At 65.6% G+C, this 16,492-nt stretch carries 15 protein-coding genes; 11 read left to right on the top strand and 4 right to left on the bottom strand.

What is annotated here, in order from left to right; genetic code table 11:
• The first annotated feature begins 105 nt into the window (after positions 1 to 105).
• The 3 genes from ACIP9H_RS30710 to ACIP9H_RS30700 all read left to right on the top strand — a co-directional run bounded on the left by ACIP9H_RS30710 (position 106) and on the right by ACIP9H_RS30700 (position 4,779).
• The gene (locus ACIP9H_RS30710) at positions 106 to 360 is read left to right on the top strand and encodes an integrase (RefSeq protein WP_401592017.1); all 255 of its coding nucleotides are present in this window, start codon (positions 106 to 108) and stop codon (positions 358 to 360) included.
• Between the two features lie 581 nt (positions 361 to 941).
• The gene (locus ACIP9H_RS30705; protein WP_401962009.1) at positions 942 to 4,154 is read left to right on the top strand and encodes a tetratricopeptide repeat protein; all 3,213 of its coding nucleotides are present in this window, start codon (positions 942 to 944) and stop codon (positions 4,152 to 4,154) included.
• A 403-nt stretch (positions 4,155 to 4,557) separates the two neighbouring features.
• Positions 4,558 to 4,779, top strand: a complete 222-nt coding sequence (locus tag ACIP9H_RS30700; protein WP_401962006.1) for a hypothetical protein — start codon at positions 4,558 to 4,560, stop codon at positions 4,777 to 4,779.
• A gap of 432 nt (positions 4,780 to 5,211) precedes the next feature.
• Here the strand turns inward: ACIP9H_RS30700 and ACIP9H_RS30695 are convergent, their stop codons facing one another.
• Together ACIP9H_RS30695 and ACIP9H_RS30690 are read right to left on the bottom strand one after the other, a co-directional pair.
• The gene (locus ACIP9H_RS30695) at positions 5,212 to 6,411 is read right to left on the bottom strand and encodes a NaeI family type II restriction endonuclease (RefSeq protein ID WP_401962003.1); all 1,200 of its coding nucleotides are present in this window, start codon (positions 6,409 to 6,411) and stop codon (positions 5,212 to 5,214) included.
• Positions 6,412 to 6,462: 51 nt separating this feature from the next.
• Positions 6,463 to 7,533 (bottom strand): DNA cytosine methyltransferase, encoded by a 1,071-nt coding sequence (locus ACIP9H_RS30690; protein WP_401962000.1) that lies wholly within the window; start codon positions 7,531 to 7,533, stop codon positions 6,463 to 6,465.
• A gap of 288 nt (positions 7,534 to 7,821) precedes the next feature.
• Between ACIP9H_RS30690 and ACIP9H_RS30685 the strand changes: the two genes are divergently transcribed.
• The 3 genes from ACIP9H_RS30685 to ACIP9H_RS30675 all read left to right on the top strand — a co-directional run bounded on the left by ACIP9H_RS30685 (position 7,822) and on the right by ACIP9H_RS30675 (position 10,295).
• Positions 7,822 to 8,637 carry a TIGR04255 family protein gene (locus ACIP9H_RS30685; RefSeq protein WP_401961997.1) on the top strand — a complete coding sequence of 272 codons (816 nt, stop codon included), beginning with the start codon at positions 7,822 to 7,824 and terminating at the stop codon, positions 8,635 to 8,637.
• Between the two features lie 230 nt (positions 8,638 to 8,867).
• On the top strand, positions 8,868 to 9,257 hold the full coding sequence (locus ACIP9H_RS30680; protein WP_401961994.1) for a hypothetical protein: 390 nt from the start codon (positions 8,868 to 8,870) through the stop codon (positions 9,255 to 9,257).
• Positions 9,258 to 9,278: 21 nt separating this feature from the next.
• Positions 9,279 to 10,295 (top strand): hypothetical protein, encoded by a 1,017-nt coding sequence (locus ACIP9H_RS30675; protein ID WP_401961992.1) that lies wholly within the window; start codon positions 9,279 to 9,281, stop codon positions 10,293 to 10,295.
• Positions 10,296 to 10,361: 66 nt separating this feature from the next.
• Here the strand turns inward: ACIP9H_RS30675 and ACIP9H_RS30670 are convergent, their stop codons facing one another.
• The gene (locus tag ACIP9H_RS30670; RefSeq protein WP_401961990.1) at positions 10,362 to 10,931 is read right to left on the bottom strand and encodes a GNAT family N-acetyltransferase; all 570 of its coding nucleotides are present in this window, start codon (positions 10,929 to 10,931) and stop codon (positions 10,362 to 10,364) included.
• Positions 10,928 to 11,695, bottom strand: coding sequence for a GntR family transcriptional regulator (locus ACIP9H_RS30665; protein ID WP_401961987.1), 768 nt, complete (start codon positions 11,693 to 11,695; stop codon positions 10,928 to 10,930). The genes ACIP9H_RS30670 and ACIP9H_RS30665 overlap by 4 nt, the downstream gene beginning before the upstream one ends.
• A 451-nt stretch (positions 11,696 to 12,146) precedes the next feature.
• Between ACIP9H_RS30665 and ACIP9H_RS30660 the strand changes: the two genes are divergently transcribed.
• The 5 genes from ACIP9H_RS30660 (at position 12,147) to ACIP9H_RS30640 (ending at position 16,475) form a co-directional block, all read left to right on the top strand.
• Positions 12,147 to 12,410 carry a DUF6284 family protein gene (locus ACIP9H_RS30660; RefSeq protein ID WP_401961984.1) on the top strand — a complete coding sequence of 88 codons (264 nt, stop codon included), beginning with the start codon at positions 12,147 to 12,149 and terminating at the stop codon, positions 12,408 to 12,410.
• The gene (locus tag ACIP9H_RS30655; RefSeq protein ID WP_401961981.1) at positions 12,407 to 13,279 is read left to right on the top strand and encodes a DUF2637 domain-containing protein; all 873 of its coding nucleotides are present in this window, start codon (positions 12,407 to 12,409) and stop codon (positions 13,277 to 13,279) included. Before ACIP9H_RS30660 ends, ACIP9H_RS30655 begins: the two co-directional genes overlap by 4 nt.
• The gene (locus ACIP9H_RS30650; protein WP_401961979.1) at positions 13,279 to 13,695 is read left to right on the top strand and encodes an RRQRL motif-containing zinc-binding protein; all 417 of its coding nucleotides are present in this window, start codon (positions 13,279 to 13,281) and stop codon (positions 13,693 to 13,695) included. Before ACIP9H_RS30655 ends, ACIP9H_RS30650 begins: the two co-directional genes overlap by 1 nt.
• Complete coding sequence (locus tag ACIP9H_RS30645) at positions 13,692 to 15,803, top strand: ATP-binding protein (RefSeq protein WP_401961976.1); 2,112 nt, start codon at positions 13,692 to 13,694, stop codon at positions 15,801 to 15,803. Before ACIP9H_RS30650 ends, ACIP9H_RS30645 begins: the two co-directional genes overlap by 4 nt.
• 204 nt (positions 15,804 to 16,007) lie before the next feature.
• Positions 16,008 to 16,475: a hypothetical protein gene (locus ACIP9H_RS30640; protein ID WP_401961973.1), complete on the top strand. Its 468-nt coding sequence runs from the start codon at positions 16,008 to 16,010 to the stop codon at positions 16,473 to 16,475.
• Positions 16,476 to 16,492 lie beyond the last annotated feature (17 nt).

Below are 16,492 nucleotides of genomic sequence, written 5' to 3'. Positions count from 1 at the left end.
AGGTTCTCCTCGGTCAGGACGTGCCGGACGGCCTGTCACGGAGACCCTAAAGCCGCGGGCGGTCCTTGTTCCCGGGCTGATCTGCGGCACGGCGCGGCCATTCTGATGCTGGCAGCCGACATCGACATCAAGATCGTGTCGGACACCCTCGGGCACAGCGACACCCGGGCCACTCGGGACATCTACCAGAGCGTCCTGCCCCAGGTCGGCAAGAGCGCCGCCGAGGCCACGGGGAAACTGGTCCTCTCCGCCGAAAGTCCGAGGCCGAGGAGGTGGCGTGCAAGGCCGCGGAGAAGGAGAAGGCCAAGCAGGCCCGGCGAGGGCAAGAAGAAGGCCACGCGTCGAACGCCCAAGAAGTAGGCCCTTGAGCCCCTCCGCTCACGCATCGCTCAGCCAAGCAAGCTCACGGCATCCTGCCCGCGCATCCAGCCACGCCCGAGCAACAGCAAACCCCAGGTCAGAGGCAAATGTGACCTGGGGTTTCACGACGAGCCGCCTTCGGGATTCGAACCCGAGACCTACGCATTACGAGTTGTCGGATCTTGGTCCGTCGGCTTCCTCAGGCATCCACCAAGAGGACGGAACACCTGGTCAGTGTTGATGTCGGACGACTACGGACGAAGGAGGACCACCCCAGATTCCCCGCCAACTGAGCCCACAACTGAGACTGAGGAATCTTGAGACGCTGGCTCCTGCAGGAGGCGCGCCCGGCCTCACCATCGACGATCGGATCAGCGGCCAAGTCCCGAATCCAGTCACCTTTCCGCGTCGTTCAGCCGATACTGAACCGACAGAGGGGAGCGCGTACTCTCCGCGCTGGAGAGCGAGACATCCAGCCGGTCTGCAGGGGGGACTGAGATGGGGGCACGCAGTATGCCGTCGGGCAAAGAAAGGTCGACGGTCACGGTCACCGTTCGCCACGAGAGTCGGCGGGGCCTGCGATGACGGACTTCACTTTCGAGGCGATGGGGGCTGGCTCCGTCGCCGCGCACAGCATCGGGACGGCAATCACAGGGCCGGTCACCGTTCTGACGGCCAATTTGCTGGACTCGGCACGCGATGTCCAAGCACCTGTCGGACTCACCAACCTGCCACCGCGCCCCCTGTGTTTTGGCCGCACGAGCGAGCTGGGCTCGCTGCACGGCACGCTCGGGCAGTCGGCCACCGGGACTGCCGTCGTCCAGGGTCTCGGCGGCGTCGGCAAGAGCACCCTCGCGCTTGCGTATGCCCACGGACACCGCCGCGACTACAACGTGACGTGGTGGATGGCCGCCGCATCACCCGTCCAAATCGAGCAATCGCTGGCCGACCTCGCTCTGCGCCTGATCCCTGTATGGGCCGGCAGCGCGTCTACCGAAGAACGCGTCGCCTGGGCGATGCTGTGGTTGCAGTGGCATCCGGGATGGCTACTGGTCTTCGACAACGTTGAGAATCCGGCCGACCTGCAGCCCTACGTCAGCACATCTAGCGGTCATGTCATCGCCACCAGCCGACGATCAGTTAGCTGGCCGACTTCCGTCGCAACGCTGGTCCTCGACGTACTCGACCTAGCTGCAGCGAGTGAACTCGTCCACAGCCAGGTGCTCGGCGCGACTTCGCCGACCCCCCGTCAGATCCAGGAGACCCAGGCCCTCGCAGCCGACCTGGGACAGCTGCCCATCGCACTGATGCAGGCCGGGGCCTACCTCGGGCAGAACCCGACGATCAGCATGGAACGATTCCGCCGAAAGCTGTCAGGCACCTTGGACAAGGCCCCCGAAGGTGTAGACCCAGAGCGCACCGTCGCCCGGATCTGGCGCCAGACGATCAGCACCCTCACGGAGCGCAACCCCCTAGCAGTCCGCGTCCTGTCCACACTGGCGTGGTTGGCCCCCGACGACATCCCAGTTGGACTACTGACCCCTATCACCGTCGACAGCGACGACCTGCACGAGGCCCTTGGGGTGCTTGCTGCCTACTGTATGGTCTCCCTCACTCAGGACTCTGTGAGCGTCCACCGCCTCGTCCAGACCGCACTCCGGAACCAAGCGCCCATCGGTGATAGCGCGCCAGCTGGCAGGCTAGAGGCCGAACAACTGCTGAGCGCTGCAGTCGCCCCGCTAGGAGAACCGCCCGACTCTGGCCGCTCCGCCGCCTGGGACCGGCTGGTACCGCACGTCGTCGCGCTCGCGGCAACCACACCTGACGGACACGCTGACACCTTTCCCGCCGGACGGTACGCGACTGCCGCGAACTATCTCCGGGGCCTCGGTCACGAAGACCGCGCCGTTCCGCTGCTCACGGCGTCCCTCGCCCTCTGCGAAGCGCTCGCCGGCGCCGAGCACGAAATCACCATGAAGGTCCGTGCGAACCTGGCCAACGCCTACCACGGGGCCAAGGACTTCGAACGGTCCATCGCGATCCTCGAACCGCTGGTCGCCCAGTACGCGCAAGTCTTCGGCGACTCCCACCCGGGCACGCTGACCGCCAACTCCAACCTCGCCAACTCCTACTGTGACGCTGGCGACCTGGATCGTGCCATCACACTCCATCAGGAGACGTTGGCCCGACGTAGGCAAGCACTTGGCAGCGACCACCCCGACACTCTCATCAGCTGCCAGGAACTGGCGCACGCTTACGCGGAGTCCGGCGACCTGGATCGCGCCGTCTCCCTGCATGAAGCGACCCTCACGCAGTATGAGCGATCCCTAGGACCAACTCACCCTGCCACGCTGTCCAGCCGGCGCGGTCTTGCGGCGGCCTACCTCGCCGCAGGCGATCTGTCCCGCGCCATTCCGATGTACACCGCCGTCCTCGGCCAATGGCAGCAGGCCTTCGGCGACAGCAATCCCGAAGCCATCACCAGCCGGAACAACCTCGCCTACGCCTATGCGATCGCCGGACGCCCCGACAAGGCGGCGCAGCACCTCGAAACGGCCCTGGTCCGGTGCGAAGAGGTGTACGGCGAGGCGCACCCGGAGACCATCGTTGTCCGCGCGAACCTCGGCTGCGCCTACCGGGACGTCGGGAACCCGTCCCGTTCGCTCCCTCTGCTGGAGACCGCGGCCGCGCAGAGCGCCCACCTGCTCGGCGACGACCACCCCCAGACCCTGACCACCAGGAACGGGCTGGCACAGGCTTACCAGGCCGCGGGCGACGCCGGACGGGCGATCGTCCAGTACGACAACGTCCTTGAGCACCGTGTCGCGCTGCTCGGTGAGACCCACCCCCATACCCTCGCTACCCGAAGCGGCCTCGCGAAGGCCCACCTCGCCTTGGGCGACCCGGCTCGCGCCGTCCCGCTTTACGAGACCGTCGTCGCCCAGTGCGAGCAGGTCTTCGGCGGGTCCCACCCGGACACTCTGGCCAACTACATCAGCCTGGCAGACGCATTGCGCCAGACAGACGATCCGGTGCGGGGCGTGACCCTCGCGGAGTCGACGCTGGAACGGTGCATCCAGTCGCTGGGCGAGGACCATCCGCACACCGTGGTGTGTCGGAGCAACTTGGCCATCGCCCACCTCGACGTCGGCAACGCCCCTCGCGCCGTCCAACTCCTCGAAGCCACCGTGCGGAACGCCCGCCTCATGTTCGGCGACACGCACCCGCATACGGTCACCAGCCGGACGGCCCTAGCCGCCGCTCATCTGGAGTCCGGCAACGCGGCACAGGCAGTCGCCGTCATGGAGGACGTCCGCACCCAGCTGGAGGCCAAACTCGGCCGCGTCCACTCGCAAACACTCCACTGCACCGCCATGCTGGCCCGCGCCCTCTGCGGGTCCGGCGGCCTCCCCCGGGCGACCGAACTGCTGGAACACAGCGTTGCGCTCGCCGAGAAGGAACTCGGTGTCACCCACCCGGACACAGGCAAGCAACGGCAGTACCTGGCTGAGATCTACCGAGCCAATGACCAACCTGACTTGGCTGTGCCGCTGTACGAAGCCAACCTCACCCACTGGCAGCAGACCCTCGGCGACCACCCCAACGTCCTGAACGCCCAACTCACCCTGGCGGACACCCACCAGGAAGCCGGCGCACACCAAAAAGCGATCGCCGTCTATCGCGTAGCCCTCGGCCGGATCGAGCCCACCCTGGGCCCCGAGAACCCGCTCGTCGCTCAGATCCGCACAAAGATCGACGCAGCCGAGAACGCCACGTCGCGGCCTGACCGTTAGTACTCTATTGAAGTTCTCCGTTCCCTGGTCAGCGATCTGGCAGTCGGGAGCCTAATCAGGCAGCTCCAGGATTGGGAAGGTGTTCGCTGGCTCGTGTGGAGTAAGACCGGTCGACGTTCCGCGAATGCAGAGTTGCCGCGTACACGCTGGCTGGGCGGCTTAATCTGATGCCCTGGCGTCAGTCATTGACAGATTTCGGGGGTGGGTTGTGAGTCTGGAGATCGTGCAGTTTCTGGAGCAGGCAGGGCCGTATCTAAGCGCGGCTCTGAGTACCTATGGTGCGGGAGTACTGGCCCGAGCTGAGGACGCTGCAGTGGGAGCCACGGCAAATGCAGGGCGCAGCATCTTGCACGCAGTCTGGCGGCGCCGGAGCCCGGCCGGACGGCCCGAGCTGGAGGCGGCGGTGCGTGAGGCGGCCGAGGAGCCGGAGGACGCCGATGCTGCTGCCGCGCTACGTCAGCAGATCAAGCGGACGCTAAGGGAGAATCCGCAGTTGCTTGCCGAACTAGCCGCCCAGCTTCCCCCGACCCGTGCGGTGACGATCACTGCGTCCGGTGAACGGTCCATCGCCGCACGGACAATCGGCACGGCCGTCACCGGAGACAACACAACGATCCGTCCGTGACCCGCCCTTAGCCAGAACGCGGCGCCGGTACCACCGCCTCGGTCACCAGCCGTGGAACCGACCGCCAACTGAGACGGAGATCGTCGAAGGGCCCCACCGCGACCGGTGGGGCCCTTCGACAACCTGTCTGGCAGAGGATACGAGATTCGAACTCGTGAGGGGTTGCCCCCAACACGCTTTCCAACTGTGCGCGCGGCTGTCCGGGGGTGTGCACAGGGATTCATGAGGCAGGTCATACGGGGTGCGCGTACAGCGGTGAACGAAGGCGTGCGTCACTGCACTGGACAAAGACCGGGACAACGAGCGGCCCAGCGGCGAGGGCCTCAGCGTGGTGGGGCGTCAGATCTGCAGCGGGCTCCGTTCGCCCTGTATGACCCGCCGTATCTCATGTGTCGCGCTCTGCTGCAGGACACCTGGGGGACCAGAGCCAGGTCAAGCGGGCTGCCCATCAATCTTCAGCTTGTCATGAAGATCAGGCGCCGGAACAGGCTCGGGATCCGACAGCTCCTCCTCGCGAGCGCGCCCCCAGAACTGGCCGTCCAGCGAGAACTTTGGTCGCGCGTCGTCAGATGAGACAGGAACAAGAAGTGTGGAAATCCACTCACCTTTGATCGGTACGGGCAATCCGAGCGCATGGGCGACATAGGGGTGTGAGTTTTGATGACCCAGCACGACGATGCCCTTCGGGCGCAGAGCTATACGGGCGTCGCGGGCCCGCTTCGGCGCGTCGTCCTGCTGGCCGACGGTCAACACGGTCTGTCGGCCAACGAGCCGATCTTGTACCTCGCGGAATAGCTGGTTCACCCGCTGCTGGCCCGACGTCCGTCGGCGTGGCAGTGATGCAGTGAGAATCCGCTCGCGTGCTTTGGGATCCAAGTGGCGCAGCAGGTTCGTCGGCAGATCTCTCTGGAGCCCACCCCAGAGCCAGTACACCTCGGACTTGGCGCCGTCGGAGAGCTTGCGCTTGTTGTCTCGGTTGTATGCACGGACGCGGTCGCCGTTTGCATCCCGATCCTTCTTCCAGCGCAGGCGCTCATCGGTGATCCGCACCATGCCCGCGGCCCACTGGCTGGTGTCGTCGTTCATCCAGGTCACGACTGCGGCATGGTTGGCCCGACCACCCCGCTCGCCGTGGTCAGTGCACAGATACATCTCCATTGGAATCTCCCAGCCGCCGAGATCCTTGGAGAACTTGCAGTCGATGTCGAGGCCGGCGATGGACCAGTCGAGGTCGGTGCCGTTGTCGATGGCGAACTCCTTGGTGAGGTTCACCTCGACGGCCGTGCCGAGATAGGTCTTCTCGGTCTTCGTCAGGTGCTGGTACGCCCAGCGACCCGTCCGCTGCCCATCGAGCAATTCATCGAGTGAGTCACGGAGCGCCCACCGGAAGCGCTCTCGCGCCTCCGGCTGGTTGTAGAACCACTCCACGAACGGGGCAAGGTCATCGGGGACGTTCTGCGTAAGGCTGGACTGGATCCGCCACTCGCGCGGCACCTTGCTCATGGCCTCGTGCGGAGTATCCCAAGTGCGGAAGGTGTTGCGGCGCGAGTGCTTCGCTGCCAACGCACGCGACTCCTGCATGCCAGCCTGAGCAGCATCCTGCGGGAACGGCAGACCCATTTGTATCGTCACGCACTGAAGTCTGGCAGCAGGCCCTGAGCCCCAACGCGGCGGGCGCGACCGTCAATCGGCGAGAGATGCATCCTCGGCGGGCTGGTGAACCGTCCACGTGTCAAGGCCTTGCAGCTTGTCTTCGCTGGGGCTGTCCCAGCCGAACGCGGCGCTGAGGATATGCATAGCCAGCCGAGGAGGCACGGCGTTGCCAATCTGCTGACCGACGTCACGTCCGGACCAGGGGTAGTTGATCGGAAAGGTCTGAAGACGGCCCGCTTCGGGGAAGGAGAATCGTTTGAGTTCGGAGCCGTCCAGGCCCACTACGCGGTTGCGAAAGATCTTCCCTGTGACCGTGGCGGACGGCTCTGCGGACCGCCTGCGACCACGGGCCTTCGGGTCGCCCCCGGTGCCGTAGTTGGAGATGACCTCGAAGTCGATCGGTCGGCTGATCACGTCGGCCATGGTCCGCCACGGCAACAGGTTCGTGTCCCCGGAGTCGCGAGCGACGCCCTTGCGGTAGATGCGGTGGGTAGCTGACGGGAGCGTCACTGGATCCTTGCCGTATCGGGCGATCAGGACCGCCCTCCGACGGGTTTGCGGGACGCCGAATGCTTCGGTGTGCAGGATGCCGCAGTCGACCTGATAGCCCTCCTCGACCAATGCCTTCCCGTATGCCTTCCACACCGGAAGTACAGCAGGCACCTGCTCAAGGACGATTGCCCGGTAAGGGCGGTCGAGTTTGTCGATGGCATCGAGCGCCCACATGAGCGGTTGCAGGACGAGCCCCGTCCGCTCGTCGTCCAGCTTGGCAAGGTCCTTCTCGATCTCTTCACGGTCTTCTCGGGCAACGAGCCGTTCGACGAACCTCAGAACGTCGTCCAGGGCCCTGCGGCCGACGCCCGTTCCCGCCACGGTGAAGGTCTGGCACGGGGGCCCGCCAGCCAACACGTCGGCCTCGGGAAAATCGGAGGGCCCATACAGACGAACGTCACCCTCGGCGGTTTCCAAGTCAGCAGCCCGCCGGGTAGTGCACGCGGCCGGATCCCATTCGACCCCCACCGTGGGGACACCAAGCTTCTCCGCTGCCACGTCGAGTCCGCCGGGGCCGGCGAAGAGGTCCACGATTTTGGTGGGCTGCACTCGGGTCTCCAGATGTGTCGTAACGGGGCGACGGTGCTCCGAGCTCGGTGAGCCCGGTTGCCCGCTCTGACTGTCGCTCGCTGGCGACCATGCAGCGTACCGCGGGGTACCGACAGCGAAGCCTCATGCCCGTGTGAGAAGAAGGCCGGGCCGCAGGCCTCTGAAGCCACCTCCTGCGGGCGAGGGGGTGGGCGTGGTGGTTACGTCCGCGGGTCAGAGTGGTTGAGAACCCCATACAGGCCTTCCGTGCATCGACGGGAGACCTTGATGTGAAGTAGTGTGTGAAGTATGATCCCGCGCCAGCTTGAGACGCCGTTCGGTGACGATCCTTGTGAAGACGTGCCTTTGCCGAAGGCACCGCTGGTGCGCGTCCTGGCACAGCTTCGTTTTGAGCCCCTCGCGTCCCTCGACTCTCCGAACGCTGCATCGCTTTTCGCCGCCGAGATTGGGCAAAGTTACCCTTATCTTGAGAAGGGTGCAGAATTCAACATGCTCATCGGGCCAGGCCAAGCATCTCCCCAAATGGGGCAGACGCCGGTTTGGCGTTTCCGGTCACCGGATCGCACAACTACAGTGTCCCTCTCCAACGGGAGTCTAGCTGTAGAGACTACCGCCTACGACGGAAGTACCCAGTTCTGCGGCGCTCTTTCAGAGCTTGCGGCGGCCCTAAAGAGGGTCGCCTTTATTCCTGCTTACAATCGCCTGGGATACCGCTACACAAATAGAGTAACGGATCGAAGCTTCCTGCAGCGCCTTCCGGAATTTGTTCGTCCGGAGATTCTTGGGGTGTCCGGTTTGAATCTGGGGCGCAAGGTCAAATTGCAACACTCCTTGGCTCAGGCGGCCTATTCGATTGATGGCCCAGCTGGCCTTTTGGCTCAGTGGGGTGAGTTGCCTCCGGGCGGCATTTACGACCCCACCCTACCTCCGGTTGATGAGTCAAGTTGGGTCCTTGACCTGGACGCTTATTATCAGAGTCCGGAAGTTAGCTCGGACCCGGAGCAAGTGTTTGCTATGGCCGAGTCACTGTCCGCCTCGGGCTATCGTTTCTTCCGCTGGGCCGTAACGAATGAATTCTTGCGGCAGTTTGGGGGCGCGGTATGAGCGTTTCACGGCAGAGTGACAGCAATTCCCTACTTCAAATCCACACAGATTCCGGTCCGTCTATAGCGGGGCTCCGAACTGTTGGCTCGGCAGCGACGACCCACAAGACTGGGATTTGGATTGCCGGATTCATCTGTGCGGCAACCGTTGCTACATCGACATTCACTGGTGCGGCGGTAGCGAGCGCCACATCGCTGGTCGAGCAAACGGCTGCACCCATCGCTGCGGGTGTGGGTGCGAGCAGCGTCGCTGAATCAACGGTCCACAAGTCTGACCTTCCTCTGGATTCATCGGATCTGGTCAAGATGATCCATGACGAGAGTGGCTTGACCTGGGAACAGATCGGCAAAGCATTCAATGTGAGCCGGCGGTCGGTGCATCTCTGGGCATCTGGCAGGCGAATCAACGCTCGACACAGCGAGATGATCATGGAGTTGGCTCAGGTCATCCGTTCGGCACCAGTGGACGAACCCGCTCTGGTGCGTGCATGGCTCTACGGGGCGGAACCGGGGCAGCCCAGCCCGATGGAAGCCTTCCAGGCTCACCATCGGAGGGAAGGCACGCCCCTCCAGGGAGCCGGCTATACTTCAAGTGAACTGTTGGGTGGGGAAGCTGACTGACGGCCAACGTAGGGGGAGTCTGTGGATTCGTCTTTTAGGGATGTGCCCACAGCTACATCCGCTGCGCAGGCGACTGTCGCACCACTGCCTGAATGGCATGAACGAATCCGTGATTACCGCCAAGGAGACGTCGTTCGCGTAGAAAAAATTCCGCGCGAAGTGGCGACAGGCGTCGTGGATTGGGTCTTGACTCCGCTTGGCGCAGCCATAATTACACAAACCTGTGACCTGGTCTTGGCGGATCGCCCGACTGCACACCTGGTTCCCGTGGTAGAACTTCCGGCAGCCGAGGCAAAAGCATGTAGGAGTGGCCGTCGCCCCAACCTGGTGCACCTCCCGGCTTTGGGCGATTGCCACTTCGCCGATTTGACGTATGTAGCCACCGTCAATAAGGAAATTGTCGTCGAATCTGAGTGCACTCCTGGCGTTAAGGATATCGACGATATTCGTAAGTTCGGGCAGCGGGTCGGACGGAGATTCAGCAGGTTCGCCTTCCCGGACGAGGTAGTAGCGTGGTTGCGACCGTTGCAGTCTATGGCGGAGAGTAAGGCGCTCAAGGACGCCAGTCCCATCGGGTGGGCCCTTAAGCAGGTCGCTTCACTTCGATTGTTGTGCGCGGGCGACTGGGTTAACGCGCCTCATTCGCTCACTCTTTGGGTTGTTCTGGAACCCGGCGTCCTTCCCCCATTTCCAAGTGATGCAGAAATTCCCGGGCCGTCGGAAAAGATAGCAAAATGGCTATATGGGGAAGATGGGGCCGAGCTTTCGCGTAAGCACGGCGAGATCGCCGAAGTTCTCCAGAGAGAGACCGGTGGGTCGCTAACAGCAGCAGACAGGTTCTGGCTTTGGAGTGCACTAGCAGAAGCCTGGGCGGCCATGTGTACCCCACCTAAATCATCTTCTGCTGAAGTCGCTGCGGCTGTAGAGGATGGATGTGTCTACTCGGAGATTGCGTCGGCGGAGGACTTTTCGTTCGATCAGTATCGCCGCTCCGAGGAAATCGACCTCGACCACCTGTCCTCCCCTCTGCCGATCTAGTGCATCGTTGTAGAGGCGGCACGTCAGATCTAATTGACCAAAGCCCGTGACGCGGCTGCGTCAAGGTCAAGAGGCCGCCGACAGTGGTTTGGGGGCAGGGGTTTCATCGGTAAATCCGTGATTACTCGGATGTGCCGGACGCTGGGCCAACCATCCTGAGACCCGCGGCCCCCCATTGACTGCGCTGCCCGCGGTTACTGTTCGCACGTGCTCGAATCCCTGGCGCAGGTAGTAGCGCTGGAGTCCTTCATTCGTCGTCCAAGCATCCAGGCGCAGCCACTTCGCCGATGCGAGGTAGGCCCGGCCCCCCGCCCAATCAAGCAGTCGGGCACCAATCGCTTGTCCGGCATGACTGCGGGCAACCGTGAGCTTATTGACAAACAGAGACGGTTCGCTCAGCTCCTCCGGCACCCATAGGCCGTCTTCGGCTTCTGGAGTGAGCGTAATAGTGGCCGCTGTCGTGCTGCCATCGCGCACCATGAAGACGGTCCCCGCAATAATGGTGGATAGCAGGCGATCCGCAGGATACGGCCGGCTCCATTGGTCGGTACCGAGTGCGCTCAGCCATGCTGCGGCTTCCTTCCGGAAGGACAACAGCGCTGCCAAGTCTTCAGGCTCGGCAATCTTGATGATCATGCGATTTCGTTCCTCGCCGCTTGGTTGCCGATCTCGTAGCTCATGCGGTTGAGGTCGCCTCGAAAGGTCGTGACGGTGCAGCGGATTGGTTTCTGGTCGGAGTAGCCAGTGCGCGTCCACAGCAGTACGGGGACGCCAGCGCCGATGTCGAGCAACCGCGCTTCCTCAGGAGTGGGCATCCGCGTGACGATTTCGTCAAAGTACCCAACCTGCTCAATCCCGAGGCCAGCGAGGTACCGCGTGGTGCCCTCCTCAATGTCGCCCGGTTCGGTCAGGCGCGGCGCTTCCTCTGCAAGCCATCCGGGGTAGTAGGTAGCCTGCGTAGACCAGGGCGTGTCGTCCACGTACCGGTGACAAAACCGCAGCACTGCCGTGGACCCCGGTTCCACCTTGAGATGTTCGGCAACCTGTTTCGGCGCTGGCGTCAGCTCCACTCGGAAGGTCTGGTGCGGTCGGCGTCCGGCACTCGTCACGTCCGTGTTGTAGGCGTCACCGTTCTGAGGAAACGTCAGATTCTCGAACTTCGAGGCGTTCAACGTGAAGACCTCGTGCGAGCGTACTTCGTAGCCGAGTCCCTGGCTGGACGCGATTAGACCCTCGCCAACCAGGAGTTTCAACCCGTTTCGGACGGTGTTCCGCGAGGCTGCGAACCGCGCGGAGAGCGTGCTCTCCGATGGAAGGCGTGACCCCGGCGGGTAGGTGCCATCGCCGATCTCCCGACGAAGGGAGTCGGCCAGTTGCCTGTACCTCGGCTGCTCGCTCATGGCTCCATCATGACGCACTCGGTCAACTTGTTGGTACATGAGGCTCCAATCGCTTGACGGCCGACTGTTGAGGGTGCAGAGTCATCACTGTCAGCTTGTACCAACAAGCTGACCAGGTGGACCAACCTACTTCAAGTGTGCCCTGCCTGTCCGACGCGCCCGGAGGGCCCCGTGAAACGGGCTCGAAGGAAGCGCTGGCTCTTTGAGAACTGAACAGCGTGACGAGGCCGCCGCCTCCTCCAATAAGGCGGCCAGCGCGGCAGAGGTCCGCGCACTGCACCACATCAACGTCTCCGCGGCGCTCACCGCTGCGGCCGGTTGCCTCCGCTGCTCGTCTCGTACGAGCAGCGCTGAGGGGAGCCGGGTCTTCCTGCTCTACGGCGCGCACCCCCGGAGCGGCAACTCCGGGGGTGCTGTTCGGGCCGTTCCTCCGTGAAAGGAACTGTGACCCATGGCGTACATCGCCGCACGTCAGCCGGTTGTTACCGGCTTCCTGTCCGATGGTGAACCGTCGGACGCCGAGCTGTTCGCGATCGAGCGTGAGATGCCCGTCGTCCTGGCGGAAGTCGAGCTGCTGGACGCGCAGATCATGACGCTCGACCGCACCCCCACCGAGGTGGACGCCCGGCGGCTGCGTCGGGCCCGCCGGCGCGTGCTCGCCGCCCGGCGGGCGCTGGCCAACGGCCCCGCGGGCCGGGCAGGCGGTGCCGCATGAACCTCAAGCGCAAGGGGCGGGCCGCCCTGGTGCTGGCCCTGGTAGGCGTCGTCGGCATGGCGTTTCGGGTCTCCTGGAACGCTCTGCGGGACGTGGCGACCACGATCGGTGCGGACGCCACGGCGGCGACGCTGTATCCGTTCGTGGTCGATGGCCTGATGGCCCTGGCCCTGATCGCGACCCTGGTCCTGACCGATCGGGACCGGAAGTTCGCACTGCGGGTCCTGGCGACGTACACGGTCGCGTCGCTGCTGCTGAACTACGTGCACGGGCTCGTTCCGGAACTGCACGGTGGCTCGGTCGACTGGGGTCGACTGGCCGACTGGGATCCGGCGAACTGGGCCCTGGTGCTGCTGGCCACCTCGCTGCCGGTCGGGTCGATCTACTTCGGCTCCGACCTGGTGGCCAAGGTGCTGCACCACCAGTCGACTCCGCACACGAATGCGGAGGAATCTACCGAGACCATAAGGAATCGGTCTACGGCTGACCTGGAAGAGTCGACCCCGCTGGCGCCTGTTCCGGCGCCGGTTGCGGTTGAGCTTCCCGCCCCGACTTCGCCGGCTGTGGTGGAGCCGGTCGCGTCGATCGAGTCGGCTCCGGTCGCTGTGGCGGCTGCGGAGTCGGCTCGCCCCCGTGGGGCGACCGGTCGAGTCCCCGAGGTGGCCCGTTCGCCTCGACCGGTGCGGACAGCCGATGAGTTGCTGATCGAGGCGCGTAAGGCGACCGCGAGTTGGGCGATCGAGGACCTGACGGCGGAGGGCATCCGCCGGGCCGTGCGCACCTCGCCCGCCAAGGCGCGTGTCCTGCGGGAGACGCTTCGGGCGGAGCGGACCGACGGCCCCGGCGACGCCGTTGAGGTCGTTGCCTGATGTCGCCGGCGTTCGGGAAGTGCTACGACCCGTCCGGCGCCACGTGGGGGGTACCCACGTTCCCGTGGCGCCTCGCCCCCGACGGCTACGCCACCCGCAGGCAACTGCGCGCCCGTGGCTTACGCCCTGGTGGTCAGCCGGTCGCGGCTCAGCTCATGCGGCAGGCCCGCCGGCGAAAGTCCGGCGTCCTGGTCGCTTACCTCTACCGCGTCGACCGGGCCAAGCCGGTCCGGCCGATGACCCCCGGGAAGCGGGCCGCACTCGCCAAGGCGATGACCGCCCGCCGTACCTGTCCTTCCTGCCGATCGGATGCGGGCTACGTCATCCCCGCCTCGCTCGGCATGTGTGTGCCCTGCGCGTACCCCACCGATGTGGACGCCCCCGGCGCGGGGCAGTCAGGAGACCTCGCAGCATGAGTGACAACGTCGTTCGACTGTTCAAGGACAACTCCACCGACACGCCTCCCGCGGTCGACCCCAAGCCCATACCTGCGGCCGATCGGCCGCAGATTACGCGGCGTTGGGTCCGCACCGGCCGCGCAGTGAAGACGGCCGCGACGCATGAGCGGACGAAGTCCGTGGCGCGTGCGGTGGTCCGGCACGGCATGTACGTGCTCGGGGGCACGCGGATCGTGGTCCGCCGCACGTGGGAAGGCCGCACCGCGGCCCGGTACGAGCGGATGCTGCGCGCGGCGGAGGCGGCGGGGCAGTTCGATGAGGCGATGCAGTGGGAGGAGCGCGGGCAGCGTTTCCGCGCGGCCCGGCACCGCCGGCGCATGGACCTGCTCTACTCGCCCGTGGCCGCCGCCAAGGGCGCCCTGGTCGGCACGGGTGTGGGCATCGGTGGCCTGATCGCCCTCGGCATCGTGATGGCCATCGCGACCAAGGACGTTACCGACGTCGTCACTCCGATCATGGCCGTGATCAAGTTCATCAACCTGATGATCACGATCGTCCAGGTGGTCTGGGGCCCCCTCGTGCGTATCGGCCCGTTCCTCGCCCTGCTGGCCCTGTGGGCGGTCGGACGGCACCAGCAGACCGCGCCGCAGTGGACGATGCCCGCCAACGTGCGGTCGGGCGAGGGGGAGCCGATCACCCCGTCGATCGTGGTCAAGGCCCTGCGCGACCTCGGGGTTCCCGCACTGCGCAGCGCCATCAAGGAGATGGGCGACGCTGGCGCCTCCATGCTCGGGCCGATCCGGATCGCCGGCTGCGGTGTCGAGGTCGACGTCACACTCCCGTCGGGGGTGTCCACGATCGAGGTGCAGAACCGGCGCCGCAAGCTCGCCGAGAACCTGACCCGGCACGAGCACGAGGTGTTCATCACCATCCCCACCGCGGCCCGCACGGTCCGGCTGTGGATCGCCGACAGCGGGGCTCTGGACGAGCCGATCGGCCCGTCGCCCCTCACCACCGATGAGACGCTGACCGCGGACTACGCCAAGGGCAAGGCACCGTGGGGCCAGGACCTCCGCGGCGACGCCGCGGGCCTGAGCCTGTATCAGCGCCACCTGCTCATCACAGGCCTGTCCAACCAGGGCAAGACCGCAGCCCTGCGAGCCCTCGCCCTGTGGCTCGCGCTGGACAAGGCGGTTGAGTTCCGGGTCGCGGACCTCAAGGGTGCCGGTGACTGGGCCATGTTCGACGGCCTCGCCACGATCCTGATCCAGGGCCCGACCGATGACCACGTCATCCAGGCAACGGAGATGGTCGAGAGCGGCGTCACCGAGATGGAGCGGCGCCTGACGGCCCCGCCGGGCAGCGTCTTCCCGCCCCTGATCGTGCTGGTCGATGAGGCGCAGGTCGCGTTCATGTGCCCGCTCAAGGACGAGGACAAGCGCCCCTACGGCGGGTCCAAGGCAACGTCGCGGTACTTCATGGCCGCCCGGAAGATCCACAACCAGGGCCGTGCGGTGAACGTGCTGCTATGGCAGGGCACCCAGGACCCCACCGACCAGAACCTCCCCAAGCTCGTGCGAGAGGGTGCCCACACCCGCGCGTCACTGGCGCTGGGCACGGAGTCGCAGGCGCGGATGGCGCTGGGGGACAAGGCCGTCGACGGCGGCGCCGCCCCCAACCTGCTCCGCCCCGGACTGGACAAGGGAACCGTCGTCGTCGCCTCCGACGGCATCGCCATCCCGGCCGGTCAGGCGTCCATCACGGTCCGCACCCACTACATCGACACCGACACCGCAGCCGGCATCGCGGAGCGGGCCAAGGCAATGCGGGACGGCGTGACCACGCTGCGGGTCATCGCGACCGGCGAGGACCGCGACCCACTCGCGGACATCGCCGGCGTGGTCGGGGACGCGCCGCGGGTGCTCACTCAGGACGTGCTCAAGCGGCTCGCAACCTTGAACGCCGGCGCCTACGGCGGCTGGTCGTTCATCGACCTCAAGCGCGTCCTGGACGGCACCGGCGCCGAGCCGTACAAGTCCGACGGCCGCATGGTCATCGGCCGCGACCGCCTCGCCCGCGCCCTCGCCAACCGCGACACCGACGGTTCCGCTTCCGCTGGCGACTAGAGGGAGCCGCACCTGGTGCGGGTCAGGGAGGCAGGGAGAACTCCCTGCCCCCCTCCCTGACCCACCTCCCTGCCCCTGACCAGGACGAATGATCCATCAGGGAGGCAGGGAGGACCCCAGGTCAGCACCCCCAACACCCCCTCCAGAGGCACCCCGACAGGGGGTGCCTCAGCCTCCCTGAGCCATGCCGAGAAGGGATTCCGCATGTTCCCCGAGACCGCCCGGCCCGCGGCCGTCGAGCAGGCCGTGACCATCCACCAGCCCATGCCCGTCGTCCCCGTGCAGCCGTACGCGGCCCCACTGATGCCGGTCCAACCGAACACCACCACGGCCGTCACGAGCGTCGTCCTGCCCGACGGCCGCGTCGTCACCGGCTACACCCTCACCCCCGCCCCGCTCCCGGCGACCCGCGAGACGCGGCCGGCCGTGTCCCGGACCGCGGTGAACATCGCGCTGGGCGGGGTCGGCTTCGCCGCGGTATGCGGCGGGCTGGTGCTGCTGACGACGTTCATCGCCGCACTCGCCGCGCTGGTCCATCAGCTCATCATCCTGGCCGCCGTCGTCTTCGGCGGCTTCATCGCCGCCCAAGTCCTCCGCACCGGGCGGGCCGACCAGGGGACGACGGTCAACATCCGCAAGGCCGTCTTCAAGCGCAACCACTTCCATGGCTGATCGCACAGCACAGGGCG

The sequence above is a fragment of the Streptomyces sp. NPDC088732 genome, assembly GCF_044751205.1.
Taxonomy (GTDB): Bacteria; Actinomycetota; Actinomycetes; order Streptomycetales; family Streptomycetaceae; genus Actinacidiphila.
The sequence above is the reverse complement of the archived record's forward strand: the minus strand, read 5'-3'. Positions and strand labels throughout refer to the sequence as shown.

Bases quoted from the DNA above. Each gene is read 5' to 3' on its own strand.
- ACIP9H_RS30710 (WP_401592017.1), top strand. From the start codon at position 106: ATGCTGGCAGCCGACATCGACATCAAGATCGTGTCGGACACCCTCGGG.
- ACIP9H_RS30705 (WP_401962009.1), top strand. From the start codon at position 942: ATGACGGACTTCACTTTCGAGGCGATGGGGGCTGGCTCCGTCGCCGCG.
- ACIP9H_RS30685 (WP_401961997.1), top strand. From the start codon at position 7,822: ATGATCCCGCGCCAGCTTGAGACGCCGTTCGGTGACGATCCTTGTGAA.
- ACIP9H_RS30670 (WP_401961990.1), bottom strand. From the start codon at position 10,931: ATGATCATCAAGATTGCCGAGCCTGAAGACTTGGCAGCGCTGTTGTCC.
- ACIP9H_RS30665 (WP_401961987.1), bottom strand. From the start codon at position 11,695: ATGAGCGAGCAGCCGAGGTACAGGCAACTGGCCGACTCCCTTCGTCGG.
- ACIP9H_RS30660 (WP_401961984.1), top strand. From the start codon at position 12,147: ATGGCGTACATCGCCGCACGTCAGCCGGTTGTTACCGGCTTCCTGTCC.
- ACIP9H_RS30655 (WP_401961981.1), top strand. From the start codon at position 12,407: ATGAACCTCAAGCGCAAGGGGCGGGCCGCCCTGGTGCTGGCCCTGGTA.
- ACIP9H_RS30650 (WP_401961979.1), top strand. From the start codon at position 13,279: ATGTCGCCGGCGTTCGGGAAGTGCTACGACCCGTCCGGCGCCACGTGG.
- ACIP9H_RS30645 (WP_401961976.1), top strand. From the start codon at position 13,692: ATGAGTGACAACGTCGTTCGACTGTTCAAGGACAACTCCACCGACACG.
- ACIP9H_RS30640 (WP_401961973.1), top strand. From the start codon at position 16,008: ATGTTCCCCGAGACCGCCCGGCCCGCGGCCGTCGAGCAGGCCGTGACC.